General features: G+C 73.6%; 29 protein-coding genes. 14 read left to right on the forward strand and 15 right to left on the reverse strand.

Annotation, left to right across the window (positions count from 1 at the left end):
• Window positions 1–31: 31 nt before the first annotated feature.
• The 4 genes from BIU98_RS00725 to epsC all read left to right on the forward strand — a co-directional run bounded on the left by BIU98_RS00725 (window position 32) and on the right by epsC (window position 3,872).
• Window positions 32–1,084, forward strand: a complete 1,053-nt coding sequence (locus BIU98_RS00725) for a YeiH family protein (RefSeq protein ID WP_254787747.1) — start codon at window positions 32–34, stop codon at window positions 1,082–1,084.
• Between the two features lie 43 nt (window positions 1,085–1,127).
• Window positions 1,128–2,156: a dipeptidase gene (locus BIU98_RS00730; RefSeq protein WP_071269764.1), complete on the forward strand. Its 1,029-nt coding sequence runs from the start codon at window positions 1,128–1,130 to the stop codon at window positions 2,154–2,156.
• 199 nt (window positions 2,157–2,355) lie between these two features.
• The gene (gene cysK / locus BIU98_RS00735; protein WP_071269767.1) at window positions 2,356–3,294 is read left to right on the forward strand and encodes a cysteine synthase A; all 939 of its coding nucleotides are present in this window, start codon (window positions 2,356–2,358) and stop codon (window positions 3,292–3,294) included.
• Window positions 3,295–3,311: 17 nt separating this feature from the next.
• Window positions 3,312–3,872 carry a serine O-acetyltransferase EpsC gene (gene epsC / locus BIU98_RS00740; RefSeq protein WP_071269770.1) on the forward strand — a complete coding sequence of 187 codons (561 nt, stop codon included), beginning with the start codon at window positions 3,312–3,314 and terminating at the stop codon, window positions 3,870–3,872.
• 35 nt (window positions 3,873–3,907) lie between these two features.
• Here the strand turns inward: epsC and BIU98_RS00745 are convergent, their stop codons facing one another.
• Entirely contained in the window at window positions 3,908–4,216 is a 309-nt protein-coding gene (locus BIU98_RS00745; protein WP_254787748.1) for an excalibur calcium-binding domain-containing protein, read from the reverse strand.
• Between the two features lie 107 nt (window positions 4,217–4,323).
• Between BIU98_RS00745 and BIU98_RS00750 the strand changes: the two genes are divergently transcribed.
• On the forward strand, window positions 4,324–4,740 hold the full coding sequence (locus BIU98_RS00750) for an MmcQ/YjbR family DNA-binding protein (protein ID WP_071269773.1): 417 nt from the start codon (window positions 4,324–4,326) through the stop codon (window positions 4,738–4,740).
• A 1,059-nt stretch (window positions 4,741–5,799) separates the two neighbouring features.
• Here the strand turns inward: BIU98_RS00750 and BIU98_RS00755 are convergent.
• A complete protein-coding gene (locus BIU98_RS00755; protein ID WP_083392843.1) occupies window positions 5,800–6,447 on the reverse strand; it encodes an MOSC domain-containing protein in 648 nt (215 codons plus the stop codon).
• Window positions 6,448–6,591: 144 nt separating this feature from the next.
• Here BIU98_RS00755 and BIU98_RS00760 point away from each other — a divergent pair, with 144 nt between their 5' ends.
• The 4 genes from BIU98_RS00760 to BIU98_RS00775 are packed head-to-tail and all read left to right on the forward strand — an operon-like array spanning window position 6,592 to window position 8,725.
• Window positions 6,592–7,014 (forward strand): Asp23/Gls24 family envelope stress response protein, encoded by a 423-nt coding sequence (locus BIU98_RS00760; protein WP_071270501.1) that lies wholly within the window; start codon window positions 6,592–6,594, stop codon window positions 7,012–7,014.
• A gap of 45 nt (window positions 7,015–7,059) precedes the next feature.
• Window positions 7,060–7,626, forward strand: a complete 567-nt coding sequence (locus tag BIU98_RS00765) for an RNA polymerase sigma factor (protein WP_071269797.1) — start codon at window positions 7,060–7,062, stop codon at window positions 7,624–7,626.
• Entirely contained in the window at window positions 7,623–8,321 is a 699-nt protein-coding gene (locus BIU98_RS00770) for a hypothetical protein (RefSeq protein WP_139200489.1), read from the forward strand. Before BIU98_RS00765 ends, BIU98_RS00770 begins: the two co-directional genes overlap by 4 nt.
• Window positions 8,318–8,725 carry a hypothetical protein gene (locus tag BIU98_RS00775; protein ID WP_071269803.1) on the forward strand — a complete coding sequence of 136 codons (408 nt, stop codon included), beginning with the start codon at window positions 8,318–8,320 and terminating at the stop codon, window positions 8,723–8,725. The genes BIU98_RS00770 and BIU98_RS00775 overlap by 4 nt, the downstream gene beginning before the upstream one ends.
• Before the next feature lie 70 nt (window positions 8,726–8,795).
• On the opposite strand, the gene BIU98_RS00780 is transcribed toward BIU98_RS00775, so the two are convergent.
• The 9 genes from BIU98_RS00780 to BIU98_RS00820 form a co-directional block, all read right to left on the reverse strand.
• A complete protein-coding gene (locus tag BIU98_RS00780; protein WP_071269806.1) occupies window positions 8,796–9,689 on the reverse strand; it encodes a 3-hydroxyacyl-CoA dehydrogenase in 894 nt (297 codons plus the stop codon).
• On the reverse strand, window positions 9,686–10,855 hold the full coding sequence (locus BIU98_RS00785; protein WP_254787749.1) for a low temperature requirement protein A: 1,170 nt from the start codon (window positions 10,853–10,855) through the stop codon (window positions 9,686–9,688). The genes BIU98_RS00780 and BIU98_RS00785 overlap by 4 nt, the downstream gene beginning before the upstream one ends.
• Before the next feature lie 28 nt (window positions 10,856–10,883).
• Window positions 10,884–11,780: a hypothetical protein gene (locus BIU98_RS00790; RefSeq protein ID WP_071269812.1), complete on the reverse strand. Its 897-nt coding sequence runs from the start codon at window positions 11,778–11,780 to the stop codon at window positions 10,884–10,886.
• A 235-nt stretch (window positions 11,781–12,015) separates the two neighbouring features.
• Window positions 12,016–12,477 (reverse strand): MarR family winged helix-turn-helix transcriptional regulator, encoded by a 462-nt coding sequence (locus BIU98_RS00795; RefSeq protein WP_071269815.1) that lies wholly within the window; start codon window positions 12,475–12,477, stop codon window positions 12,016–12,018.
• 183 nt (window positions 12,478–12,660) lie between these two features.
• Window positions 12,661–13,311, reverse strand: coding sequence for a GntR family transcriptional regulator (locus tag BIU98_RS00800; protein ID WP_071269818.1), 651 nt, complete (start codon window positions 13,309–13,311; stop codon window positions 12,661–12,663).
• Between the two features lie 105 nt (window positions 13,312–13,416).
• The gene (locus tag BIU98_RS00805) at window positions 13,417–13,863 is read right to left on the reverse strand and encodes a DUF1810 domain-containing protein (RefSeq protein WP_071269821.1); all 447 of its coding nucleotides are present in this window, start codon (window positions 13,861–13,863) and stop codon (window positions 13,417–13,419) included.
• Window positions 13,860–14,705 (reverse strand): DUF2071 domain-containing protein, encoded by an 846-nt coding sequence (locus BIU98_RS00810; RefSeq protein ID WP_071269825.1) that lies wholly within the window; start codon window positions 14,703–14,705, stop codon window positions 13,860–13,862. The genes BIU98_RS00805 and BIU98_RS00810 overlap by 4 nt, the downstream gene beginning before the upstream one ends.
• Entirely contained in the window at window positions 14,702–15,103 is a 402-nt protein-coding gene (locus tag BIU98_RS00815; protein ID WP_071269830.1) for a hypothetical protein, read from the reverse strand. Before BIU98_RS00815 ends, BIU98_RS00810 begins: the two co-directional genes overlap by 4 nt.
• Window positions 15,104–15,185: 82 nt before the next feature.
• Window positions 15,186–16,577, reverse strand: coding sequence for a phosphopantothenate--cysteine ligase family flavoprotein (locus tag BIU98_RS00820; protein WP_071270503.1), 1,392 nt, complete (start codon window positions 16,575–16,577; stop codon window positions 15,186–15,188).
• A gap of 63 nt (window positions 16,578–16,640) precedes the next feature.
• Between BIU98_RS00820 and BIU98_RS00825 the strand changes: the two genes are divergently transcribed.
• Window positions 16,641–17,453 carry an NRDE family protein gene (locus tag BIU98_RS00825; RefSeq protein ID WP_071269832.1) on the forward strand — a complete coding sequence of 271 codons (813 nt, stop codon included), beginning with the start codon at window positions 16,641–16,643 and terminating at the stop codon, window positions 17,451–17,453.
• 156 nt (window positions 17,454–17,609) lie between these two features.
• On the opposite strand, the gene BIU98_RS00830 is transcribed toward BIU98_RS00825, so the two are convergent.
• The gene (locus tag BIU98_RS00830; protein ID WP_071269835.1) at window positions 17,610–18,518 is read right to left on the reverse strand and encodes an SDR family oxidoreductase; all 909 of its coding nucleotides are present in this window, start codon (window positions 18,516–18,518) and stop codon (window positions 17,610–17,612) included.
• A 92-nt stretch (window positions 18,519–18,610) separates the two neighbouring features.
• Between BIU98_RS00830 and BIU98_RS00835 the strand changes: the two genes are divergently transcribed.
• The 3 genes from BIU98_RS00835 to BIU98_RS00845 all read left to right on the forward strand — a co-directional run bounded on the left by BIU98_RS00835 (window position 18,611) and on the right by BIU98_RS00845 (window position 21,191).
• Entirely contained in the window at window positions 18,611–19,720 is a 1,110-nt protein-coding gene (locus tag BIU98_RS00835; protein WP_083392844.1) for an LLM class flavin-dependent oxidoreductase, read from the forward strand.
• Between the two features lie 170 nt (window positions 19,721–19,890).
• Window positions 19,891–20,514, forward strand: coding sequence for a hypothetical protein (locus tag BIU98_RS00840; RefSeq protein WP_083392845.1), 624 nt, complete (start codon window positions 19,891–19,893; stop codon window positions 20,512–20,514).
• A gap of 185 nt (window positions 20,515–20,699) precedes the next feature.
• Window positions 20,700–21,191, forward strand: a complete 492-nt coding sequence (locus tag BIU98_RS00845) for a pyridoxamine 5'-phosphate oxidase family protein (protein WP_071269838.1) — start codon at window positions 20,700–20,702, stop codon at window positions 21,189–21,191.
• Between the two features lie 524 nt (window positions 21,192–21,715).
• Here BIU98_RS00845 and BIU98_RS00850 read toward each other — a convergent pair.
• Window positions 21,716–22,957, reverse strand: a complete 1,242-nt coding sequence (locus tag BIU98_RS00850; RefSeq protein ID WP_083392846.1) for a hypothetical protein — start codon at window positions 22,955–22,957, stop codon at window positions 21,716–21,718.
• A 221-nt stretch (window positions 22,958–23,178) separates the two neighbouring features.
• On the opposite strand from BIU98_RS00850, the gene BIU98_RS19210 reads away from it, so the two are divergent.
• A complete protein-coding gene (locus tag BIU98_RS19210; protein ID WP_071269841.1) occupies window positions 23,179–23,565 on the forward strand; it encodes a RidA family protein in 387 nt (128 codons plus the stop codon).
• Between the two features lie 26 nt (window positions 23,566–23,591).
• On the opposite strand, the gene BIU98_RS00860 is transcribed toward BIU98_RS19210, so the two are convergent.
• Both BIU98_RS00860 and BIU98_RS00865 read right to left on the reverse strand, forming a co-directional pair.
• Window positions 23,592–25,154: an amidohydrolase family protein gene (locus BIU98_RS00860; protein WP_071269859.1), complete on the reverse strand. Its 1,563-nt coding sequence runs from the start codon at window positions 25,152–25,154 to the stop codon at window positions 23,592–23,594.
• Window positions 25,151–25,813: a bifunctional 4-hydroxy-2-oxoglutarate aldolase/2-dehydro-3-deoxy-phosphogluconate aldolase gene (locus tag BIU98_RS00865; RefSeq protein WP_083392847.1), complete on the reverse strand. Its 663-nt coding sequence runs from the start codon at window positions 25,811–25,813 to the stop codon at window positions 25,151–25,153. Before BIU98_RS00865 ends, BIU98_RS00860 begins: the two co-directional genes overlap by 4 nt.
• Window positions 25,814–25,843: the final 30 nt, after the last annotated feature.

Raw genomic sequence — 25,843 nt, forward strand, 5'->3', positions numbered from 1 at the left:
ATCCTGGCCGCCCAGACGGCAGGATGGTGCCGTGTCCGCCATCACGACCGCCAGGAGGCTCGCCCCCGGTCTCGCACTCGCCACCGGGATCGCCGTGGTCGCCACCGTCATCGGTCGGTTCCTGCCCGTCGTCGGTGCGCCGGTCAGCGGGGTGGTGCTCGGCGCGGTGATCGGTCTGGTACGTCGACCGTCCGACGCGCTGAAGCCCGGCATCACGACCGCGAGCAAGTTCGTGCTCCAGCTCGCCGTGGTGCTGCTCGGTGCGCAGCTGTCGCTCCTCGAGGTCGCGCGCGTCGGCGTCGAGTCGCTGCCCGTGATGCTCGGCACGCTCGTCATCTGCCTGGTCGCCGCCTGGCTGGTCGGGCGGGCGCTCGGCGTGGTCGGCAACCTGCGCACGCTCATCGGGGTCGGCACGGGCATCTGCGGGGCGTCGGCGATCGCCGCGGTCACCCCGGTCATCGGGGCGCTCTCGGTCGAGGTCGCCTACGCCGTGTCCACGATCTTCCTGTTCAACGTCGCCGCGGTGATCGTCTTCCCGGTCGTCGGGCACGCGCTCGGGATGAGCCAGCACGCGTTCGGGCTGTTCGCGGGCACCGCGGTGAACGACACGTCGTCGGTCGTGGCCGCCGCGAGCACGTACGGCACACAGGCCGCGAACTTCGCCGTCGTCGTGAAGCTCGTCCGGACGCTCATGATCATCCCGATCGTGCTCGGGCTCGCGTGGCTCGTCGGTCGACGGGAGCAGGCCGCCGCTGCCGTCGCCGCGTCGGCCGCCGGTGCCGAGCCGACCCCGGCCGTCCGCTGGACCCCGCGCCGGGTGGTCCGCCTGGTCCCGTGGTTCCTCATCGGGTTCGTCGTCGCTGCGGCCGTCAACTCGACCGGCGTGCTCCCGGGCCCGGTGCACCCGGCGATCGCCACGGTCGCCGCGTTCCTCATCACGGTGGCGCTGAGCGCGATCGGGCTGTCCACCGACGTCGCCGGCTTCCGTCGCGCCGGGTTCCGGCCGCTCGTGCTCGGGCTCGTGCTGTGGGTCGTCGTGTCGCTGTCGAGCCTCGGGCTGATGGCGGTCACCGGCTCGTTCTGACGGCCGTCGGCGGGTCCGTCCGCCCCGGCGGTACCGTCGGGGCATGACCTCCCCCTTCCCGGTGATCGACGGCCACAACGACCTGCCCTGGGAGCGCCGCGAGTCGCACGACTCCGGGCTCGACGGCATCGACTCCGAGCAGGACTCCCTGCACACCGACCTGCCGAAGCTCCGCGCCGGGGGTGTCGTCGGGCAGTTCTGGTCGGTCTTCGTGCCCGCGGACGACCCCGACCCGGTGCGGACGACCCTGCAGCAGGTCGACCTCGTGCACCGGATGGTCGAGCGGTACCCGGACGACCTCGCCCTCGCCAGGACCGCCGGCGAGGTCCGCTCGGCGATCGGGTCCGGCCGGGTCGCGTCGTTGCTCGGCGCCGAGGGCGGGCACTCGATCGGCGACGACCTCGCGGTGCTCCGCACCCTCGCGCGGCTCGGCGTCCGGTACATGACCCTGACCCACAACGACGACACCCCCTGGGCCGACTCGGCGACCGGCGCCCGGGCACACGGCGGGCTGACGGACCGCGGTCGTGCAGTCGTCGCGGAGATGGAGCGAATCGGCATGCTCGTCGACCTGTCCCACACCGCCCCGACCACGATGCGGGACACCCTCGACGTCGCCACCCGCCCGGTCGTCTTCAGCCACTCGTCCACGATCGCGGTCGACGACCACCCGCGGAACGTCCCCGACGACGTGCTCGGACGCCTGGCCGACAACGGCGGCGTCGTGATGCTGACGTTCGTGCCGAAGTTCGTGTCGCGCGCCTGGGCCGACTGGGAGGAAGCGGGCTCAGAGGGTGAGGGGCCGCTCGTGACGGTGTCGGACGTCGCGGACCACGTCGAGCATGCACGCGAGGTCGCCGGCGCGGCGCACATCGGCCTCGGCGGGGACTACGACGGCACCCCGGTGCTGCCGCCGGACCTGCGCGACGTGTCGCGGTACCCGGTGCTCGCCGCCGAGCTCTCGCGCCGTGGGTGGGGCGCGCCGGACCTCGTGGCGCTGGCGAGTGGGAACGTGCTCCGCGTGCTCGAGGCCACCGACGACCGCTTCGCCCGCACGGCCCTCGTGCGCTGACGCCTCCGCGCGTGCCCGTGCCCGTGCCTGCATCTCCATCGAGGGAGCAGGAATCGTCGGGTCGCGCGGCTCCACTCGACGTCTTCTGCTCCCTCGATGCTGGCTGGAGGGGCCACGTCGGGTCCGGTGGCTAGGATCACAGGCGCACACCGCGCCTCCAGGATGGGTCGCGGACGCGACCGACGTGAGGACGGAACCGATGAGCGGCACCATCTACGACAACATCTCGCAGGCCTTCGGGAACACCCCGCTCGTGCGGCTGAACCGGCTGCCGGCCGAGGGCGGTGCCGAGATCCTCGCGAAGCTCGAGTTCTACAACCCGGGCGCCAGCGTGAAGGACCGCCTCGGCGTCGCGATCATCGACGCGGCCGAGGAGTCCGGTGAGCTGAAGCCGGGCGGCACGATCGTCGAGGGCTCGTCGGGCAACACCGGCATCGCGCTCGCACTGGTCGGTGCTGCGCGGGGGTACAACGTCATCGTGACGATGCCCGAGACCATGAGCGTCGAGCGCCGGGCCGTGATGCGCGCGTACGGCGCCGAGATCGTCCTGACCCCGGGCTCCGAGGGCATGCAGGGCGCCGTCGCGCGGGCCGCGGCCATCGTCGACGAGACGCCCGGCGCGATCCTGGCCCACCAGTTCGAGACCGCCGCCAACGCCGCCATCCACCGTCGGACCACGGCGGAGGAGATCCTCCGCGACACCGAGGAGCACGTCGACGTGTTCGTCGCGGGCGTCGGCACCGGCGGCACCATCACCGGTGTCGGCCAGGTGCTCAAGGAACGCGTGCCCGGCGTGCAGATCGTCGCCGTGGAGCCCGCGGACTCGCCGCTCCTGACGCACGGCAAGGCCGGCCCGCACAAGATCGCCGGCATCGGCGCGAACTTCGTCCCCGAGGTCCTCGACCGTTCGGTCATCGACGAGGTGTTCGACGTCGAACTCGACGACGCCCTGCGCGTGGCCCGGGCCCTGGCCACCGACGAGGGCATCCTCGCCGGCATCTCCTCCGGCGCGATCATCCACGCTGCCCTGGTGATCGCGGCGCGGCCCGAGAACGCCGGCAAGCGCATCGTCGCGATCGTCTGCGACACCGGTGAGCGCTACCTGTCCACCGTGCTGTTCGAGGGACTCACTGCGTGACCCGAGCTCGACGAGGCGTGCTGCGCACTGTCCGAGAGGACCTCGCCGCAGCACGCCGGGGTGACCCGGCAGCGCGCGGGGACCTCGAGAACGCCGTGGTCTACTCCGGACTGCACGCGATCTGGGCGTACCGTCTGTCGCACCGGCTGTGGCTGGCGCAGGGGCTGCCCGGCTCCCGGTTCGCCGCGCGCATCGTCGCGCAGACGACCCGGGTGCTGACGGGCATCGAGATCCACCCCGGGGCGCGCATCGGACGGCGCTTCTTCATCGACCACGGCATGGGGGTCGTCATCGGCGAGACGGCCGTCGTCGGCCACGACGTCCTGATGTTCCACGGCGTCACGCTCGGCGGTCGTGGCGGTGCCCACGGCCCGGGCGCCCAGCGGCACCCGACCGTGGGGGACCGCGTGGTGCTCGGCGCCGGGTCGTCGTTGATCGGGGCGATCACGGTCGGGGACGACTCGGTCGTCGGCGCGGGCACGGTCGTCACGAAGGACGTCCCCGCGGGATCGGTCGTCACCGGTGTCGCCGGCACCGCCCGGCCGCGCTCGGGCGGCGAGGGCGTGCCGGCGCTCTGACCGGGACACCGCCGGGGCTGGACCCCGGCGTCGGGTCAGCTCTTCTCGCAGGCGATGCCGTCCTTGTCGCGGTCGGACTTCGCGTTCGCCTTGTAGAGGGCGTCGTCCTTCTTCACGGTCCCCTTGAGCGCCCGGTAGGTGACCTTGCCGCCGGACGTGACCTTGTTCTTGGTCACCGACTTCTTCGCGATCCCGCCGGAGTACACCTTGTTGATCGCGGTGCAGTTCTTGTAGACGGTCGGTGCGGCCTGGGCCGACACTGCTCCGCCGAGCGACACGGTGGTCGCCAGGACGGCTGCGGCAGCGGACAGGCCGATGGTGCGGATGACACGGTTGGTGCGCACGGATTCCCCCGGGAGGTCGATGCCGCATCGGGTACGCGGCACGCTGATCATATGGATTCCTCAGCTGCTGTGGGGACGATGTCCCGATCGTGCGGCATGCTGGCGGGATGGACGGGGAAGCCCTGCACGAGGTCGCACTGCGGACGGCACTGGCCCTGCCCGCGACCGAGGAGACCCAGCCCTTCGGCGAGGGCGCCATCGTCGTCAAGGTCGTCGGCAAGATGTTCGTGATGACGACCGAGCTGCGGGGCGTCCCGATCGTGAACCTCAAGTGCGCACCACCCCACGGTGCCGCGCTGGTCCGCGACCTCGCCGAGGTCACGCCGGGGTGGCACATGGACAAGCGCCACTGGATCACGCTGTCGCCGGGGCCGGGCATCGACGAGGTCCTGGTGGAGGACCTCGTCGCCAACGCGTGGGACCTCGTCGTGGCGGGGCTCCCGCGTGCGCGGCGGCCGCTCGACCCGACGCGAGGCGACGGCGCGGAGCCGTCCGGACGGGCGGCCGGCCCCTCGACTCCGTGACGCTGGCGTCGCGATCGGCCTGGAGGCCCGGTGCCGGCCCGCCGGGCCCGCGCCGGCCCTCCAGGCGGTTCCGTCCTGATCTGCACAACGGAAGTCGGCTCGCGCCACGTCCGTACGTGGTTCGAGCCGGCACCGGTGGTGCGGCGCCGCTTCGCGCCCCGGTGCGCGCTTCGCGCCCCGCCGTGACGGGGCGCGGTGTCCGCGGGCGGGCGCGACTCCCGAGCCTGGAGGCCCGGTGCCGGCCCGCCGGGCGTGCGCCGGGCCTCCAGGCGGTTCCGTCCGCGTCCGCACAACGGAAGTGGGCCCGCGCCGCCTCCGTAGGTGGTTCGAGCCGGCGCCCGTTCGCGCCCCGGTGCGCGCTTCGCGCCCCCTCGCGCCGGGGCGCGACGTCCGCGGGCGGGCGCGACTCCCGAGCCTGGAGGCCCGGTGCCGGACCGCCGGGCGCGCGCCGGGCCTCCAGGCGGTGCCGTCCGGATCTGCACAACGGAAGTGGGCTCGCGCCGCCTTCGTGCGTGGTTCGAGCCGGCACCGGTGGTGCGGCGCCGGTTCGCGCCCCGGTGCGCGCTTCGCGCCCCGCCGTGACGGGGCGCGGTGTCCGCGGGCGGGCGCGACCCGAAGGCCTGGAGGCTCGGTGCCGGCCCGCCGGGCGCGCGCCGGGCCTCCAGGCGGTTCCGTCCTGATCTGCACAACGGAAGTGGGCTCGCACCGCGTCAGTGCGTGGTTCGAGCCGGCACCGGTGGTGCGGCGCCGGATCGCGCCCCGGTGCGCGCTTCGCGCCCCGCCGTGCCGGGGCGCGACGTCCGCGGGCGGGCGCGACCCGAAGGCCTGGAGGCCCGGCGCCAGCCCGCCGGGCGCGCGCCGGGCCTCCAGGCGGTGCCGTCCGGATCCGCACAACGGAAGCGGGCTCGCACCGCGTCCGTGGGTGGTTCGAGCCGGCACCGGTGGTGCGGCGCCGGTTCGCGCCCCGGTGCGCGCTTCGCGCCCCGTCGTGCCGGGGCGCGACGTCCGCGCGTGGGCGCGACTCCGGGCCGCGCGCCGCGGCGCGCCCGGCCCGCGCTCCTAGACCGCGGTGCCGACGCGTCCGGGGGCCAGCGCCTTGCGGGCCTCGCGCTCGACCTTCGGTGCGACCGGCCGGTCGACGTCGAGCACGGCCTGCGCCTGCTCGGGCGTGAGCCCCGCGAACATGTCGCCGATGGTGACGCCGTGTGCCGGCCGGTCGACGACCGTGATCGAGTCACCCGCGGCGACCGGCCCCGACTTCAGGACGCGGAGGTAGGCGCCGGGGCGGCCCTCCTCGGCGAACCGCTTGACCCACTTCGCGACGCCCATCCTCCGGGCGAACGTGCCACAGGGCGTGCGCGGGATCGTGACCTCGAGCAGCAGGGTCTCGCCGACGCGCCAGCGCTCGCCGATGACGGCTCCGGTGACGTCGACCCCCGAGGTGCGGAGGTTCTCGCCGAAGAGCCCGGCGGGCACGGGGCGGTCGAGCATCGCGGCGAAGTGCTCGGCGTCCTCGTCGGCGTAGGCGTACACGGCCTGGTCCTCGCCGCCGTGGTGCTTGCGGTCGGCCTGCACGTCGGCGTGCAGACCGAGCGGGCGGACGCGGACCGGGCCCTCGACGGGACGCTTGTCGATCGCCGTGACCCCGATGACGCCGGAGTCGGGCAGCAGGTGGTCCACGCGGCAGACGGCGATCACGGTCGACATGTCCCCAACCTGCCGCATCCGGTGCCCCGGGCGGAAGCTGGCAGTTGGCTGGACCCCGTGACGATCCGCTCGACCGTGCCGTCCCATCCGTGAATGACGCACGACGTGCACAGCACCACGACCCGCGACAGAAGGAGCACGACCATGACCGACATCACCCGCGCCACGAGCACCACCCCCACGGCCTCCGGCAAGACCGTCATCGACGACGCCGTCGTCTCCAAGGTCGCCGGCATCGCCGTGCGCGAGGTCCCGGGCGTCCACGGCCTCGGTGGCGGCGCAGCGCGTGCCATCGGCGCCCTCCGCGACGCCATCGGTCAGCGCGACCACGGCCAGGGCGTCAAGGTCGAGGTCGGCGAGCACCAGGTCGCCGCCGACGTCGTCATCGTCGCCGAGTACCCCGTCGCGCTCCAGGACCTCGCCGAGGCCATCCGTTCGTCGGTCACCCGCGCGATCGAGCAGCTCGTCGGGCTGGACGTCACCGAGGTCAACGTCACCGTGCAGGACGTCTTCATCCCGGGCGAGGACGACGACGACAAGGACGAGCAGCCGGCCCGCGTCGCCTGACCTCGCGCACGGCATTCCCTCACCAGCGACCAGTAGAAGGTAAGCGTGCAGCACCAACACCCCGGGACGGCCCTCGTCGACCTGGACGACGGCGTCCTCGCCGGTCGTTCGGCCGACGGGGACGTCCGGGCGTTCGAGGTCCTGATCCGTCGGCACACGCCGCTGCTCCGGGCCTACGCCCGCCGCACGCTCGGCTCCACCGACGAGCTCGACGACGTCGTGCAGGAGACCTTCATCACGGCCTGGGACAAGCTCGACGCCCTCGAGGACCGCGCACACGTCAGGGCGTGGATGATGCGGATCCTCTCGCGGAAGTGCCTCGACCGCATCCGTGCGCGTCGTGAGCACGACGACGTCAACGAGCTCGAGGTCGCCGCTCCCACCGACGGCGCCCCCGAGCGGGTCGCCGAGGCCCGGGACCGGGAGCACGCGGCCGAGGTGGCGCTGGCCTCCCTCCCCGAGGCGCAGCGGCGGTGCTGGGTGATGAAGGAACTCCTGGGCTACCGGTACGAGGAGATCGCCGAGGAGCTCGACGTCCCGCTCTCGACCGTCCGGGGGCTGCTGTCCCGAGCCCGGAAGAACATGATCAGCCTGATGGAGGGATGGCGATGACCGCCGGACCCGACCCCCGCGAGACGGACTCGACCGCCCTCGCAGCGCTCGAACCCGAAGACCTCGACGGCCACTCGATCGACGAGCTCGCCGACTACCTCGACGCCGGCATGCAGCCGGCGGACCCGAGCATCGACGACTCGCCGGCCTGCCAGAACGCCCTCGCCGCCATCATCCGGCTGCGGAACGCCTCGCTCAGCGCGCTCGAAGCCGCTGCACAGCACGAGGCCCCCGCCGACGAGTCCTGGATCGGCGGCGTGCTCGCGAACATCTCGCTCGAGGCCCGTGCCGGCCGCGACGTCCCCCTCCGCGCCGTCTCCGAGACCGAGCGCCCCGTGATGACCGAGGGCGCGATCCGCTCGCTCGTGCGCCGTGCCGGTGACGCCGTCCCCGGCATCGTCGTCGCCCGGTGCTCCATCGACGGCGACATCACCGTCTTCGCCGCACCCGTCCGTGTCACGGTCGAGGTCGCGATCATCGCCGGCCCCGCCATCCACGCCACCGCGGAGCTGGTCCGCACCGGTGTGACCGCCGCGCTGGCCGAGCAGACCGACCTCGTGGTCGAGGCCGTCGACGTCGTGGTCCGCGACCTCCTGGTCGAGCCGGCCGCCGTCGCCGAAGCCGCGTCCGGCCGCACCCGCACGGCCCCGCCGACCGACACCACCGACACCACCGCAGGGGAGGCAGACGCATGAGCGACACCGACGAGACCCGCGAGACGGACCAGACCCACGAGGCCGACCAGACCGGCACGACCGCCGCATCAGGTGCCACCGCGGTCCCGACCGAGCCGCCGACGTGGTCGGCCACCGCTCTCACCGCCATCGAGGCCGTCGTTCTCGAGGTCCCCGGCGTCGCCGACGTCTTCCGCGCCCGCCCGACGGTGCAGAACGCCGTCTCCGCGATCCGCACCGGCGTCACGCCGACAGTCAGCCGCCTGGTGCTCGACGGTGCGGTGCTCCACATCGTGATCGGCACCGACGGCTTCGCGCCGGCTCCGGGCGTGGCCCGCGCCGTGCACGACGCTGCGCTCGCGGAAGCGGCACGACACCGTCTCGTGCTCTCGCGCGTCGACGTCCGCATCGCCCGCATCGGCTGACGCGACCCCAGGACGGACAGGAGGCTCGTGGCGGCGCCGCCACGAGCCTCCTGTCCGTCACCTGGCTGGGTCAGGAGTACCGGTAGAAGCCCTCCCCGGACTCCACGCCGTACTTCCCCTGGTCCAGGTAGTTCGTCTGCAGGTACGCGGCCCACAGCCGTGAGCCTTCGTCATCGCTCGCGGACGAGATGGCGTGGACCGTCCGGAGGCCGACGACGTCGATGATCTGGAACGGTCCCATCGGGGCCCCGGTCCCGATGCGCCAGGTCGCGTCGACCGTCTCCGGTTCGGCGACCCCGCGCAGGACGAGCTGCGCGGCAGCGCCCAGGAGCGGGACGAGGAGCGAGTTCAGGACGTACCCGGGCTGCTCCTTGCGGACGGGGATGGGGACCATGCCGATCTCGGTCGCGAACGCGAGGACCCGGTCGAACACGGCGGGGTCGGTGCGTGGGCTGCCCATCACCTCGGCGGTGTTCTGCCGCCAGATGTGGTTCGCGAAGTGCAGCGCGAGGAACCGGTCCGGCCGACCGGTGGCGTCGGCGAGCTGGCTCGGGAGCAGCGTGGAGGAGTTCGTCGCGAACACGGTCGTCTCCGGGGCCGTCGCGCCGAGCTCCGCGTAGATGCGTTCCTTGAGTGCGAGGACCTCGGGGACCGCCTCGATGACGAGGTCGGCGTCCGCCGCGCACGTCGCCAGGTCGGTGGTGAGGGTGATCCGGGCGAGCCCGGCATCGGCCGCGTCGCGCTGGTCCTCGCCCAGGTCGGCGAGGTACTGCGCGCGGATCGTCTGCAGCCGGGTGCGCGCGGCCTCGAGCGCCTGGTCGTCGACGTCGTACGCGATGACCGGGATGCCGTGCACGGCGACCTGGAACGCGATCTGCGCGCCGAGGACACCGGCACCGACGACGGTGACGTGGGAGAAGGTGGTGCCGTGAGGGAACGTGGTGCCGTGAGGGAACGTGGTCATGGGGTCCTGCTTCCTGGGAGGGGGACGGTGGCGACTTCCAGCACCACGACGATCGCGGCCACGAGCAGCGCCGTCGCCACGAGCGAGGCTGCCGGCACGGCGATGCTCGCGACGATCGCGAGGGTGAGGACGACGACGGTCGCGTTCGCGCGGAGCGTGAGCGACGGCCGCAGGGCGAGCGCCCAGACGGCGGCGACGAAGACCGCGACGGGCACTGCGATGGTGGCGGCGACCGAGGCGTGCGAGAGGTCCGCGTGGCCGGCGTCGGCGCGCACCGCGACCTCGATGCCGGCGGGCAGGGCGGCAGCGGCGGCGAACACGACGTAGTGCCCGTAGCCGAACAGGAGCGCGCTCGGCAGGCCGTGGATGTGCTCGTGCTGCTCGCGGGAGAAGTAGATCCACCACAGCCCCGCGACGATGACGAGACCGCCTGCAGCGAGGACCAGGAGCGGCGTCAGGTGCTCGGCGTCGTGCAGCCCGTCGATGACCGCGTTCGTGGAGGCGACGAGCCCCTCACCGAGGACGATCAGCGTGAAGAGCGAGTAGCGCTCGGCGATGTGGTGTCGGTGCCACGGGGTCGTCGCGGTGCCGGACTCCGCCCACACCGGGACGGCCATCTCGAGCAGCACGAAGACCGGCGCCACGAACGGCATGGAGCCGTCGGGCAGGACCAGCATCAGGGCCCACAGCGCCTGCACGACGACGATGCCGACGGCGTAGCGGACCGCGTTCGGCCGGTACGCCGGGCTGGACACGGCAGCACGGATCCACTGCGCGACGAGGGCCAGGCGCATCACCACGTAGCCGATGACGACGACGGTGAAGTCGCCGTCCTGCATCGCCGGACCGACCCCCGCGGCGAGCACGAGCACGCCGGCCATCTGCACGAAGGTCGTGACGCGGTACAGCCAGTCGTCGGTGTCGAACGAGGTGGCGAACCACGTGAAGTTGATCCACGCCCACCAGATCGAGAAGAAGACCAGCGCGTACGACAGGACCGCGGCCGTGACGTGGCCCTCGGCCTCGATCTCGTGCAGGTTCGTCGCGGCGAAGCCCACCGCGACGACGAACACCAGGTCGAACAGCAGCTCGAGCGGACTCGCGGCGCGGTGGTCCTCCGCGGGGTCGCGGGGTGCCATGCGGCGGAGTCCGGTCAGCGGGGGCACGGGTTCTGCTTACACGGCTGGGACGCGCTCAGTAGAAGTTGTTCGCCTGCGAGTGGCCCCACGCGGCACACGGGGTGCCGTAGGCGGCGGAGATGTACTGCAGCCCCCAGGTCACCTGGGTGGTGGCGTTGGTCTGCCAGTCGGCTGCGACCGTCGCCATCTTCGACCCGGGCAGGGCCTGCGGGATGCCGGCGGCGCCGCCGTTCGGGTTCACGGCCCGGTAGTCCCAGCCGGACTCCTTGGTCCACAGGTTGTCCAGGCACTGGAACTGGTCGGCACCCCAGCCGAAGCGCGACGCGGCGAGGGCACTCGCGGTCGCCTTCGCACCGGCGGGCGTGTTCGCCGCCGCCTGGGCTGCTGCGGCCTTCGCGGCGGCCGCTGCTGCTGCGTCGGCTGCGGCCTTCACGGCTGCGGCGTCAGCCCGGGCCTTGGCGGCGGCGACCCGGGCGTCGGCGTCGCGCTTGTCCTGGTCGGCGCTCGCCTGGGCGACGTCCTGCACGGTGTCGACGGTCGACTCGATCCGGTCGCCGAGCGCGCCGCTGGAGAGCGTCCGGTAGTCGGAGAGTGCGGAGATGCGCCGCTCGAGTGCCGTGGTGTCCGTCTTGTCGTTGGCGTCCGCGACGACCGTGCGCGCGGTGACGATGGTCGCCGCCGCCTGGGCCCGGTCGAGGTCGGTGCCGTGCAGCGCCGGCGTCGCGGAGGCGCTGGCGGTCGGGACGCCGAGCGCCTCACCGATGGCCGGCTGGGTGCCGACGGCGAGGGCGCCCCCCGCGACCGCGAGGACCGCTGCGCCGCTGACGGCGAGGCCACCCCGCTTGTGGAGGGTCCGGCGGAGCCGGCGGCTCGGGGTGTCCAGCGCCTGACGGCGGGTGGTGGGGGTGGTGCTCGGGCTCGTGCTCGGGGGGAGAGGGTGCTGTCCTGTCATCGTTTCCGGTGGTCAGGCGGCTCCGTGGGTGCGCGCTGCGTCGTCGCACGGGCACCGGGAGCCGGGGGAGACCGGACGGTGGTGTGGGGCCCGTCCGTCCGCCGGTGCAGGGCCGTGTGGGGCGGCCGCCGCGGTGGCGAAGCGGCAACGATGACTCGTCACCCTGAACGGACGGTCCGTCGCAGGCCCGGTGAAGCCCCCCTCGACGCCTGGTAACGGTTCGGTAACGGGCGGTTCAGCGGTCCGAGCTGGCATTCTCCTGAGCGGTCCGACCCTGCGCCACACGCTCGAGGGCATCGAGGGCCTGGGCGATCGCAGCGACGTCGTCGGCGGGCAGTTCCTCGATGAGCTCGGCGACCAGTCCGGTGCGTCGGGAGCGGGCCTCCTCGACCGCCGCGATCCCGTCCTCGGTGGCGCTGACCATGAACGCGCGACCGTCGGTGGGGTCGGCCTCACGAGCGATGAACCCGCGCTGTTCGAGCTCCGTCAGGATGCGGGTCATCGTGGGCTTCGTGACGACCTCGATCCGCGACAGGTCGCCGGGACGCAGGGGTCCGTGGGCCTGGATCGTGGCGAGCGCGGAGATGATCCCGTACCCGAGCGAGGCGGAGTCGGTGCGGGCACGGCGGTTGATCCGTCCGACCGCTCCGGCGAGGCGCGCGGCGACCTCGGTGCGGTCCGTCTGCCGAGTGCTCATCTGCTGCTCCGGGAGTGCTCGTCGGGTGGGTTCCCGCGATGCTACCGGGTGGCTGCAGCCTGCTGCTGGGAGTCCTCGGGCGGGGTGTCGGCCGACCACGGGGGACGCACGAACCGCCCGTCTCGGTGGTCGCGACGGGCGGTTGCTGTGTGAGTGTTCAGGTACTCGCAGAATTGAAGGTCGTCAGCGCTTCTCGCCGGGCAGCTGGTGGATGGCCTCGGTCGCGAGTTCGGCGGCGACGTTGTCCCCGTTCTCGGTGGCGGCGCGGAGGGCGCGGAAGTCCTCGGTCATCCGGTCCCAGTCGACGAGCTGGTCGAGGTTCGGCAAGCGCAGCCGGAAGGCCAGACCGTCCATCGTGTCGATGCAGACGCGCTGCAGGTTCGGGTTGCCGCACTCGGCGACGTAGAGCGCGAAGACCCCGAGGGCGTCGGTGTTCACGGCGGCGACGTCGTGCGACTCGAGCTCGCCGATGGTGCGGTCGAGCGCGGTGAGGATCTTCTTCCGGGACGCCGTCGTGAGTCGGGGCACCGCGAGCCGGACGACGCCGCCGAAGAGCACGCCGAGGGTCTGCATGGCCTCGATCACCTCGGACGGGTCGGGCGTCGTCACGCGCGTGTAGCGGTTCGGCGCCATCTCGATCAGGCCGGCGCGGGCGAGCTGGCTCAGGGCCTCGCGGATGGGGGTGCGGGAGACACCGAGCCAGGAGATGAGCTCGTCGTCGTTGAGGCGCTCTCCCGGTTCGAGCGTGCCGTCCATGATCGCCTCGTGGATCTTCTGACGGACGGTGTCGCGGAGCAGCTGGTGCTCGGTCGGAGCGCTGGTGGGGACCGGCATGTCGTTTCCTTCGGGTCGGGTTCGTCCGGTTCGACCAGGGATCTGTACGGACGCATCGGTCACGATACCTGATATGCGAACGGCGTTGCGCTCGGATCGGGAGTGTCAGGTCGTGGTGCGCAGCATCGCCAGCGTCCGCTCGTCCTCGGCTCCGTCCCACCAGCGCTCGAGCACCGCGCGGAAGGGTGCCGGGTCCGGTGCGACCGCCGCGAACAGGGTCATCGAGGACCGGAGCTTCAGCGCGTCGATCCCTCCCATGAGCGCCTCCACGTTCGACGCCGGTGCGGTCGCGGCAGCGTCGGTGACCTCGCGGAGCCGGCTGCCCAGCACGGGGTGCGCGAGGTACGCCCTGGCCTCGTCGGGGCCGGTCAGTGCGTACCGTTCCGCGGTGGCGCTGCGCCCGAGCCCGGCGAGCTGGGGGAACACGAACCACATCCAGTGCGAGGACTTGCGGCCCCGCCGGAGCTCCGCCAGGGCCACCTCGTGCACGCCGTCCTGCGCCCGCACGAAGCGGTCGAGGTCGAACGGGTCGCGCTCGTCGGCGCCGCTCACCGGACCACGTCTCCCCAGCCGTACCGGACCGTCGTGCCGTCGAGCACGAGCAGCGAGTCCGGTGCGCGGTCGAACAGCCCCGGCAGACCGACGGCGTCGGGCAGGTCGCCCTCGAGCCGCTCGAGCCGGGCCCGTCGCAGGACGAGCTGCGGGTGGTGGCGCTGCCAGAACACCGTCTGCGCGAGGAGCGTCGCGTGGATGCCCGCTCGTGTGGTGAGCTCGGCGGCCAGGGGCGAGTCGTCGACCTCCCCGGCCACGACCCGGACGGTGGCGGCGGGACGGGGCCGTGCCGAGCCTCCGTCCCGGAGCGGCCGGAGCGGCCGGAGCGACCCGAGCGACCGGAGCGACCGGAGTGACCGGAGTGACCGGAGCGACCGCAGCGACCCGAACCGGTCCCTCCACCCGTCCGGCTGCCGCACCGAGCGGTACTCCAGCGTGTCCCCGCGGCGGCGACCACCGGCGCGGGCGAACGTGTACGGCACGCCGAGCAGGGCGTGCGCGGCGACGATCGCCGGCACGTTGTTCGTGTCCACCGTCCGGTACACGACCCCGTGCCGGCCGCGGTCGTCCACGGTGAGGACCTCGATCGTCACCTCGGTCATCGACCCGAGCCGACGCGACGGCGGGAACGGCGGGACGGCGGTCTCGCGGAAGACGTAGGCGGACAGCCCGGCCCAGGCGCTGCCGTCCACGACGTCGGGACGGACCCCGCGGGGGAGCAGCGGTGCGAGGGCCTCCGGGTCGTGCCGCCAGTGCGCGAAGACGACGTCGTCCCACGCGTGGACGGTCACCGGCCGGTGGAGCAGGGGCTCCGAGGCCCGGTCCCGCGGGGCGACGATCACCGGCGGGGTGCGTGCCGGCCGACGCGCAGGGCCCAGGCGACGAGCGGGGCCTGCAGGGGCAGCCGGACGACGGCGACGAGCCGCGAGGCCCTGGTCGAACGGGGGCTGTCGAGCAGGTCGCGCGCCATCTTCACGTTGGCGGGGAAGACCGCGACGAAGAGCGCGGCGGCGGCGAGCCCGGCGGCTCGTCGGGTGGCGGGCACGGCGAGGCAGGCGGCGATGCCGAGCTCGGCGATGCCGGACGCCAGGGTCGTCGTGCGCGGCGGCAGACCGGCCGGCACGATGCGGTCGTAGCCGCGCGGGCGGAGGAAGTGCGTGGCACCGGCGCCGCCCAGCAGGACGGCGAGCACGGCCGCCGTCCTGGAGGCGCGCCTGGCGCGGTCGGAGCGTCGTCCCATGGCGCCCATCGTGGCCCTCGGAGCCCGGAGGCACCACAGGATGCTGTCAGCCGCCGGACCCGGCACCGGACCCGCAGCCGGCTCAGGTCAGCGCGGTGGCGACCAGGTCGAGCAGGACCGTGGCGACCTCGGCCTTCGTGCCGGAGGCCTCCCGCACCACCGCGCCGCCGGGCACCAGGACCTCGACCTGGTTCTCCTCGCGCTCGAAGCCCGCCGACCAGCCGACGTGGTTCACCACGAGCAGGTCCGCCGGCTTCCTGGCGATCTTTGCGCGGCCGAGCTCGATGCGGGCGTCCCGGTCGGGTTCGGTCTCGGCGGCGAACCCCACGATGACCTGCCCCGCACGGCGGTTCGCCACGAGGTCGGCGAGCACGTCCGGGTTCCGCACCAGCTCGAGCGTCATGCGCTCGCCCTGCGCGTCCTTCTTGAGCTTCTCCTGGAGCACCTCGGCGGGGCGGTAGTCGGCGACCGCTGCGGTCATCACGACGACGTCGGCCTCGGCGGCTGCGGCGTGCACGGCCTCGGCGAGCTCGAGCGCGGAGCCGACGGGCACGATCCGGGCGTCGAGGCCGGCGGTCAGGCCCGCGTCGACGTTCGCGGACACCAGGGTGACCGTCGCGCCCCGGGACGCGGCGTCGGCGGCGATCGCCACGCCCTGTCGGCCGCTCGAGCGGTTGCCGACGAAGCGCACGGGGTCGAAGGGCTCGCGGGTGCCGCCGGCGCTGACGACGACGTGGACGCCGGCCAGGTCGCCCTGCTCGCCGCGGGCGCCGGTGCCGGCGGGGGAGCCGGTGCCGGCAGCGGGGGAGCCGGTCCCGGCAGCGGGACCGGTGCCGCTGGTGGTCGCGCTGGTCGCGCTGGTCTCGTCCGCGGTGCCGGCCGGGAGGCTCGGCTCGCCCCCGGTGGTCCGGTGCGCGTCCGTCGTCTGCGCGAGCACCGCGAGGGCCGCCGCCGCGATGTCCTCAGGCTCCGACATCCGCCCGATGCCGGCGTCGTCCCCGGTGAGCGCGCCGACGACCGGTCCGACGACGTGCACGCCGCGGTCGCGCAGCGTGGCGAGGTTCGCCCGGGTGGCGGGGTGCTCCCACATCTGCGGGTGCATCGCGGGGGCGACGACGACGGGCGCCTCGGTCGCGAGCAGGGTCGTGCCGAGCAGGTCCCCGGCGAGTCCCGCAGCCATCCGCGCGAGGGAGTCCGCGGTGGCGGGGGCGACGACCACCAGGTCCGCCCGACGCCCGAGCGACACGTGGCGCACCTCGGCGACGTCCTCGAACACGCTCGTCGTGACGGGGTTCCGGCTCAGGGCCTCGAGCGTCGGCAGTCCGACGAAGCGCAGCGCGCCCTCGGTCGGGACCACGTGGACGTCGTGGCCGGCCCTGACGAACTCGCGGATCACCTGCACGGCCTTGTACGCCGCGATCCCTCCGGTGATGCCGACGACGATGGTCCTGCGCTGCTCGGGTGATCCGTTCACGACGGTCACGCTACCCGGACGGCACCGCCTGGCGGTCGGGCGGCGGGTGGCAGGATCGACCGCATGTGCACCGTCGTCGTCCGCGTCGATCCCCGATCGGCGTGGCCCGTCACCATGCTCGCCATGCGTGACGAGTCCCCGTCCCGCCCGTGGGACCCGCCCGCTGCCTGGTGGCCCGACCGCGACCCGTCCGTCCGTGGTGTCCGCGACCGCGAGGCCGGCGGCGCCTGGCTCGCCGCGTCCGACGAACGGGGTCTCGCCGTCGTGCTGAACCGGTGGGAGGACGTCCCCTCCGCCGACGGCACCTGGACCACCCGCGGGGTGCTGCCCATCGACGCCGTCGCCGACGGGGAGCTGCCGGGACACGACGGGTCGCTGCCGACGACGCGGGCGTTCAACCTGGTGCGGGCCACGGCGTCCGGTGCCGAGGTGTTGTCGTGGGACGGCTCGCGTGTCCGGACGACCGAGCTCGGACCCGGCGTGCACATGGTCACGCACGGTGAGCCGGACGACCCCGCGGCGCCGCGGATCGGCCGGTGGCTCGAGGCTTTCCGGCAGGTCGCCGCGCCGGACGGACCGCCCGAACTCGCGCCCTTCGACGAGCTCCGTGCGGCGGACGCCGACGCCTCCGCGGGTGCGGACGCCGGGGACGCCGGGGACGGGTGGGGGCCGTGGTTCGGGGTGCTCGCTGCCTCGGCCGCACTGGCGCCGGACGACCCCGACGCGATCCTCCGCGACACCGTCGAGCCCGAGGGGCACTTCGCGACCCTCTCCATCGTGGCCGCGGCCGTCGGGCCCGGGCGCACGGTGCTGCAGCACGCACGGCTCGCCGACCCGGGCGACATCAGCGGCTCGGTGGAGCTCCACCGCGCCTGACCCGCTCGGCCCCGGTGGGGACACCCGCCCGGTGCGAGCTTGCCCACCCAGTGCGGCACGACGACCGCGCACGGGGTGCACAACCTCGCACGGGCCGAGCGACCGCGCACGGTGCGCCGTGTCGGCAGCGCCGCAACCAGGCCGGCCGACGGGGCCTCAGGCCGGCAGGTGGGTCCCCGTCAGGTCCTCGGCCACGGCCCAGAGGCTGCGCGCCAGGTCCGTGCTCCGGGCCGAGCGGGGGATCGACGCGACGCTGGTCGGGCCGGTGATGCCGAAGGCGCCGGCAGGGCCGTAGTAGGCCCCGCCCGTGGCGGAACGACCGACCGCGGCGAACAACAGCGGCTCGCTGCCCTGCTCGACGCCCTGGGTCCACGGCCACGCCCGCTGGTCCGTCGACACCGGCGCCGACCGACCGAGCGACCGCCCGGCGGACTGCAGGTTCGTGCGCGTGTAGCCCGGGTGCGCGGCGGTGCTGAGGAGCGGCCAGTCGAGTTCGACCGACAGCGTGTGCAGGTGCAGCGCGAGCAGCAGGTCGGCGAGCTTCGACTGGGCGTAGGCGCGGAACGGTGCGTACCCGTGGTGCCACTGCAGGTCCTCGAACCGGATGCGCCCCGGCACGGCCGCGAGGCTCGACATCGTCGCCACCCGCGGCGCCTCGGCCCGGAGCAGCGCCGGCATCAGCAGGTTCGTCAGCGCGAAGGGGCCGAGGTAGTTCGTGCCGAACTGCAGCTCGAACCCGTCGACGGTCTCGAAGCGCTCGCGAGGCGCCATCACGCCCGCGTTGTTCACGAGCACGTCGAGCGGCCGGTCGTCGTCGAGCACGCCCGCGGCGAAGCGGCGCACGCTCGCGAGGTCGGCGAGGTCGAGCTCGCGGACCTCCACCGAGGCGCCCGGGTGAGCGGCACGGATCTCGTCGGCGGCGGCCTCGCCCTTCGACGTCGTGCGCACGGCGATGACGACGTCGGCACCGGCGGCGGCCAGGCGCGTGGCGGTCTCCTTGCCGGTGCCGCTGTTGGACCCGGTGACGATGATGCGTCGGCCGGTCTGGTCGGGGATCTGCGGCATGGGCGCGACGGTACACGCGGGGCCTGCCGACCCCTCGCGTCCGTCGTCCCCCTGTGGTAGATTCATGCGTACGCATCAACAGGAGGCATCGCATGAGCAACGCATTCGGCACCGGTCGTCCCTCGGACGTCCCGCCGCCCGCACCGGACCGCGTCGGTCCCGTGCAGCTCGGCCTCGACACGTTCGGCGACGTCACCGACCGCCTCGACGGCACCACCCGCACCCACGCCCAGAGCCTCCGCGACCTCGTCGACGAGGCCGTCCTCGCCGACCAGGTGGGCATCGACTTCATCGGCGTGGGGGAGCACCACCGCGCCGACTACTCCGTGAGCGCCCCCGAGGTCGTCCTCGCCGCCATCGCCGCCCGCACCGAGCGCATCCGCATGGGGTCCGCCGTCACCGTGCTGTCCTCCGACGACCCGGTCCGCGTGTACGAGCGCTTCGCCACCGTCGACGCGCTCTCGAACGGCCGCGCCGAGGTCATCCTCGGCCGCGGGTCCTTCACCGAGTCCTTCCCGCTCTTCGGCTTCGACCTGTCCGACTACGAGGTCCTCTTCGAGGAGAAGCTCCAGCTCTGGGCAGCCCTCCGCGGCGGCGACACCGTCACGTGGAGCGGCACCAAGCGCGCCCCGCTGACCGAGCAGGACGTCTTCCCGAAGCTCGAGCACGGCCCCATCCCGACGTGGATCGGCGTCGGCGGCTCGCCCCAGTCGGTCATCCGCGCCGCGTCCTACGGCATGCCGCTGTTCCTCGCGATCATCGGCGGGCAGCCCGCGCAGTTCGCACCGTTCTCGCGCCTGTACCGCCAGGCCCTCGACCAGCTCGAGATCCCGCAGCAGCCGATCGCGATGCACTCGCCCGGGTTCATCGCCGCGACCGACGAGGAAGCCGCCGAGCGCTACTGGCCGTACCACAAGGACGTCACCGACCGTCTGGGTCGCGAACGCGGCTGGCCGCCCCTCGACGTCGCGCAGTACCAGGCCGGGCTCTCCGCCGGCGGGTCGCTCTACGTCGGCTCCCCGGAGACCGTCGCCCGCAAGATCGCGCGCAACATGCGGATCCTCGGCGTCTCCCGCTTCGACATGCGCTACGCCACCGGGCGCCTGCCGCACGAGGACATGATGCGCTCCATCGAGCTCTACGGCACCGCGGTCGCCCCGCGGGTCCGCGAGCTCCTGGCGGAGCCCGTCCCCGTCCCGTGAGGGCTTTCCCCCGCATCGAGGGAGCAGCAATCGTCGAGTCGGCCCAGGTCACTCGACGATTGCTGCTCCCTCGATCGCGTCGTGGGCACAGAAGGGCACGCGGCACGGCCTGGAGGCCCGGGGCGCGTCCGCCGCATCCACTCACGGGAGCGCCGGGTAGCGTCCACCGCATGCCACAGCACTCCAGCATGATCGAACGTCGCTTCCGTGGCCGGATCATGGGCGTCGGCACGACCTCGGGCGTCCGGCTCGTCATCGGGATGTGGGAGCAGTCCCCGTTCGGTGCGTTCACGGACGTCTTCGTGGAGCTGCCCGACGGGTCGAGCGTGCTGCTCGCCCCGGACGAGATCGTCGCCGCCTACGTCTCCGGCACCTACCGGTTCGACGCGGTCGACGTCCTGCCCGTGAACGCCAGGCGCACGGCGGCCGGCCTGGAGCTCGACGCCGGGCAGCTCCGCGCGACCATCGACGTCGGCACCATCTCGCCGCTCGGTCGGCTGCTCCGCGTCGTGCCGAAGGCGATCGCCCGCGACCCCAGGTGGCTCCGGACGATCAACCCCATCGCGCGGCTCGTCGCACCGGGCGCCGGCACCGCTGGTTCGGCGGGCAACGGCCGCCGCGAGTACTACGGCGTGACCGGGGCGCACGACGTCACCGGCGTCCGCGGGACCTGGGCGGGGGAGCCCCTCGGGGACCTCGCGCCGCTCGACCCGCCGGTGCGCTTCGGCTTCGCGTCGATGCCGCGCATCCCGCAGGTCGTCGACGTCGAGACGACCATCCACGAGCCCGCCTGACGGACCCGCACCGCGCGCTCCGCAGCCGGCGGGGCGGGGCCGTGCCGAGCCTCCAGGCCGGGTCTGGAGCCGCTCGTCGGCGTGCTGGACGTGTCCAGGCTGGAGGGGCAGACTGACCCGAACGGTACGCCCCCGGGTTGCCCGGCCAGGTCGGTGCAACGGGGCACTCGATGCGAAGGAGCACCATGACCGACACGCAGGCAGACCAGCTCGCCGCCATCTCGGACATCGTCCACGGAGCCCGAACAGCCCTCCTGACCACGGTCAGCGAGGACGGGTCCCTGCACGCACGACCACTCGCGGTGCAGGACAAGACCTTCCACCGGACCCTGCGCTTCCTGGTGCAGGACGGCAGCGAGAAGGTCGCCGACATCGCCAGGAACCCCCACGTGAACGTCGCGATCGAGTCCCAGGGCGGGTACCTCTCGATCGCGGGGACGGCCACGGTCACGAAGGACGACTCGGTCATCGACGAGCTGTGGTCACCGTTCGCCGAGGCCTGGTTCCCGGACGGGCGGGACGACCCCTCGATCCGGCTCCTCACCGTCGAGGGCGACTCGGTCGAGTACTGGACGCAGGACACCGGCACGGTGGGGACCCTCGTGCAGACGATGAAGGCGGCGCTCGGGCGGGAGTCCACGCCCGACGTCGGCAGCCACGGGACGGTCGAGCTCTAGGGGGGGGCGGTACGGGCGGGCGGTGCGGGCGTGAGACACCGGCGTCTCGATCTGAGACGCCGGTGTCACCGCTAGACGCCTGGATGTACGTGAGACGCCGCGGGAAACTGCGGCGTCTCGGCGCCCGAGCGGTGTCTCACCCAGACGCCGGTGTCTCGTGGAGCGGGAGCGAAACGCCCCCGTCAGCGGGATGTGCGGGCATGAGACACCGGCGTCTCGAGCTGAGACGCCGGTGTCACCGCGAGACGCCTGGATGTACGCGAGACGCCGCCGAAACCTGCGGCGTCTCGGCGCCCGAGCGGTGTCTCAGCGAGACGCCGGTGTCTCGCGTCGTGATCTCGGCAGCGTGATCGAAGCTTGCACGGTGCGGGATCTCTCGGCTGGTGCGAGGTTCGGCGCCCCGTGCGGCCCTACGAGCTCGCACGGGGTGGTCAACCTCGCATGGATGCAGCCACGCACCCGCCCGCACGCGTGTCCGCGCGCGCCCGCACCCGCACCCGCCCGCGCCCGGCCCCCGCCCGCCGTCACGGGGGCCCGAGCAGCCACAGCACCGCGACGAGCACCGGCTGCCCGAGCACCGCGCACGTGACGAGGGTCCGTCGCATCCACGGCGTCGCGACGAGCTCGGGCGACCCGAGCAGCGGCGCGAGCGGCATGAGCAGCCGCGGGGTGGAGGCCATCGGCAGCGACACCGCGAACACGTAGAGCGCGTACGCCCCCGAGAACACCAGCGTCGTGGTCCCCAGCGTGCGGGTCGACCGGCGCAGCAGCCACAGCGGGTACCCGACGAGCAGCCCGATCACGATCATGACCCCGCCGACGCCGAGCCACTTCGCCGTCGTCAGGAACCACGGCGTCAGCGGCATGAACTCGACGCGCCCGATGAAGTTCACCCACCAGGACATCTCCGTGGCGAGGTAGGCGTCCGGCTGCCCGGTCACGTGCGCGGCGACGAAGGGCCACGCGAGCCCGGCCAGCACCATCGTCACGCCGGCCCCGACGACCCGCAGCAGCTCGCCGCGCGGGAACCCGTCGAGCACGCGGTCGGACCCGCGGCGCAGCTGGACCAGCCGCATGACGGTGATCACGCCGAGCGTCAGCGGCAGCGCCAGGGCCCCCGGCCGGGTGAAGGCGGCGGCGACGCCGAGCAGCGTCAGCAGCCCGTACCGCCGGTGCTCCAGCGCCAGGAGCGCGCCGAACGTCAGCGCGAGGAACGTGCTCTCCGCGTACCCGACCTGCAGCAGGAAGGACAGCGGGCCGCACGTGAAGAAGAAGACCGCCCACATGGCGGCGGCGTCGCCGGCACGCTCGCGGACGAGTCGGTGCAGGAGCAGCGCCGCGACGAAGCCGGCGAGCAGCGCCACAGCCGGTGCGCCGACGTCGAACGGCAGCCCAGTGGAGATCGTGAGCAGCCGGATGGTGAAGGGGAACGCCGGCAGGAAGGCCCAGGCGTTCTGCGCGACGTGCCCGGCGGCGTCGAGCGGCAGTGTCGTCGGGTACCCGTGCAGCGAGATCTGCTCGTAGTACTGGCCATCCCAGGACGTCAGGAACCGCAGGAACCCGTGCTCGTTCCCCCAGATCGCGTTCTCGGGTTGCGACCTCGCCATCAGCGGGTACGCCAGCGCGAGCCAGAGCGTCGAGACGAGACGACCGCCGGTCCAGACCAGCAGCACGGCCGCCCATGCCGGCAGGGTCGCCACGGCGTCGATCGCCCGGCGTCGACCGGTCGCGATCGACTGCGGCAGAGTCCCGTCGAGGCGGGTCACGTGTGTGTCCCACGTCGTGCGGGCAGAGCAGACGGCACCTCAGAAGGGTAGCGAGCGAACGCTGGACGGTCCCCGTCGGCCCGGCCGACACGCGGCAGGGACCGGACGGGAGGCTCGCCCTGCGTTGTGCAGGCCGGAAAGCGCAGGTCCCGTGGCCGGCCCCGGCGACCGTGGCGGCCCTAGCCTGGAGGCCCCGTCCGCTCGCCCCAGGAGGAGCCACCGTGCCGAAGACCGCCATCGTGACCGACAACGCCCCGAAGCCCGCCGGGCCCTACAGCCAGGGCATCGTCGCCAACGCCTTCCTGTACACCGCCGGGTTCGGCCCGCAGGACCCGGCCACCGGTGCGATGGCCGAGGACGTCGCCGGGCAGACCGCACAGGTGCTCGCGAACGTGGCGGCCGTCCTCGCCGAGCACGGAGCCACCCTGGACGACGTCGTGAAGTCGACCGTGCACCTCGAGCACTCCGACCGCGACTTCCCGGCCTTCAACGAGGAGTACGCCAAGCACTTCACGGTGCCGTACCCCGTCCGCACCACCGTGCAGTCGCACCTCGCAGGCATCCTCGTCGAGATCGACGTCGTGGCGGTGCTGCCCAGCGCGTCCTGACGCCGCCGCACGCATCGACCCGCCGGTCAGCCGGCTCTGCGGAGTCCCTGGCCGGGGGTCGCCTGCGTCAGGGCGCCGTCCGTGAGCACGGGGACGCCGGCGACGAGCACGTCGTCGATGCCCTCGGCCAGGAGCATCGGGAGCGCGTAGGTCGAGCGGGCCGCCACCCGCGCCGGGTCCACGACGACGAGGTCGGCGACGGATCCGACCGCGACCGTGCCACGGTCGCCCAGGCGGTACCGCTCGGCGGCGGTCGTCGCGAGGTGGCGTGCGGCCTCGGCCCAGCTGAGCCGGCCGGGCACCGCGTACTCCTCGAGGTAGCGCGCGAAGGTGCCGTACGCCCGGGGGTGCGGGTGCGTGCCGACGAAGATGCCGTCGGACCCGGCGGTGTGACCCGGGCGGCGGAACAGCGGCGCGAGTTCGTCGGCGGTCCTCGGCGAGGGGACCCGCATCACGACGGTCACCTGCGACGACGACGCGACCAGCACGTCGAGGGCGAGGTCCACGGGGTCGGAGGCCGTCACGTCGGCGGCCTCGGTGAGGGTGCGGCCCTGCAGCGCGTGGAACGCCGGCGCCGGCACGTGCGACAGCGTCACCTGGTCGGCCCAGCCGGCACCGAGGTCCGCGCGCCCGAGCACCCGCTCGAGTACGCGCACGCGGACACGGGCACGCCCCTCGGGGTCCGCGATCGCCGCCGCGAGGTCGTCCGTGCCGGGTCGCGCCAGCTCAGCCGGCAACAGCAGCATCGACAGGATCGTGCACCCGCGGGAGTAGGGGTAGGCGTCGAAGGACATCGGCGCACCGGAGCGCTCCAGGTCGTCGAGGACCGCGAGCGCCAGGTCGACCGGGGCGTGCAGGTGCGACACGTGCGCCCGGACCCCGGTGGCGCGGACGAGCGCGGCGATCTCCTCGAGGCCCGCCCGGGCGTTCGCCTCGTACCCGCCCCGCATGTGCGACACGTACAGCCCGTCGGCGTCGGCCACCTCGATGCACAGCGCCGCCAGCTCCGCGGTGTCGGCGTACAGCCCCGGCACGTAGTCGAGCCCCGTGGACAGGCCCACCGCGCCCTCGTCGAGACCGTTGCGGACGAGGGTGCGCATCGCACGGAGCTCGTCCGGGGCCGCGCTGCCCGGGCCGTCGCCGCGGACCACGTGCCGGACGGTCCCGGCGGGCACGTGGGTCGCCACGTTGAGCGGGGTCGTGCCGTCGTACGTCGCCAGCAGGTCGCCGATGCCACCGCCGTCGTGGTGCGGGTGCTCGCCGTCGATCGCGCCGAAGGACGTCGAGGCGTGGACCCCGTCGCCCGGGGCCGGACCGACGCCGTCCTGCCCGGTGACGATCGTCGTGACCCCCTGTCGGAGGAGCGCGAGCTGCACCTCGGGCTCGAACACGAGCGCCCCGGCGTGCGAGTGCGCGTCGACGAACCCCGGCAGCACGAGGCGCTCGCCGCAGTCGACGACGGCGGCGCCGGGCGGCACGGGGATCCCCGGCCCGATTCGGGCGATGCGGTCGTCCTCGACCAGGACGTCGGCGAGCCGCACCCCGTCGTCGTCGACCACGGAGCCGCCGCGGAGCAGGACGGACGTCATCGGGGCAGCCCGGCGAGGAGCTGTCCCGCACGGACACGGAGGGCCTCGAGGTCGCCGGTGTGCAGGGCGTCCCCGACGAGCGGCGACCCGAGCCCGACGGCGACGGCCCCGGCGGCGAGGTAGTCGGCCGCGTCGTCCACCCCGATGCCCCCGGTGGGGATGACGTCCACGAAGTCGAGCGGCGCGAGGACCTGCCGCAGGAACGCCGGACCGCCGAGCTGTGCGGCCGGGAACACCTTGACCGCCCGGGCACCGAGCTGCCAGGCGCGCACGATCTCCGTCGGCGTCGCGGCACCCGGGTACCAGCCGAGGCCGCGCTCGTGGGCGCGCTCCCCGATGGCGGGGTCGGTGTGCGGGCTCACGGCGAACGCGGCGCCCGCGGCTGCTGCGTCGTCGAGCTGCCGCGTGTCCATCACTGTCCCGACCCCGATCGACGCCCCGCTGCCGTAGCGGTCGACGGCCCAGGCGATGCCCTCCCGCCAGCGCGGGGTGTTCGTCGTGATCTCGATCGCCAGCACCCCGGCGTCGACCAGGGTGCGGACGACGTCCTCGACGTGCTCGCCGGTCCCGCCGCGCAGGATCGCGATCGCGGGTCCCGCCTGGTGCCGGTGGCGCAGCGGAGCGTCGGCGGTCGTGGTGCTCGGTGCGGAGTCGGTCATCGTGCGCTTCCTCGTGCTCGTGGGTGGCGG

Source organism: Curtobacterium sp. MMLR14_010 (assembly GCF_001865015.1).
Classification (GTDB): domain Bacteria; phylum Actinomycetota; class Actinomycetes; order Actinomycetales; family Microbacteriaceae; genus Curtobacterium.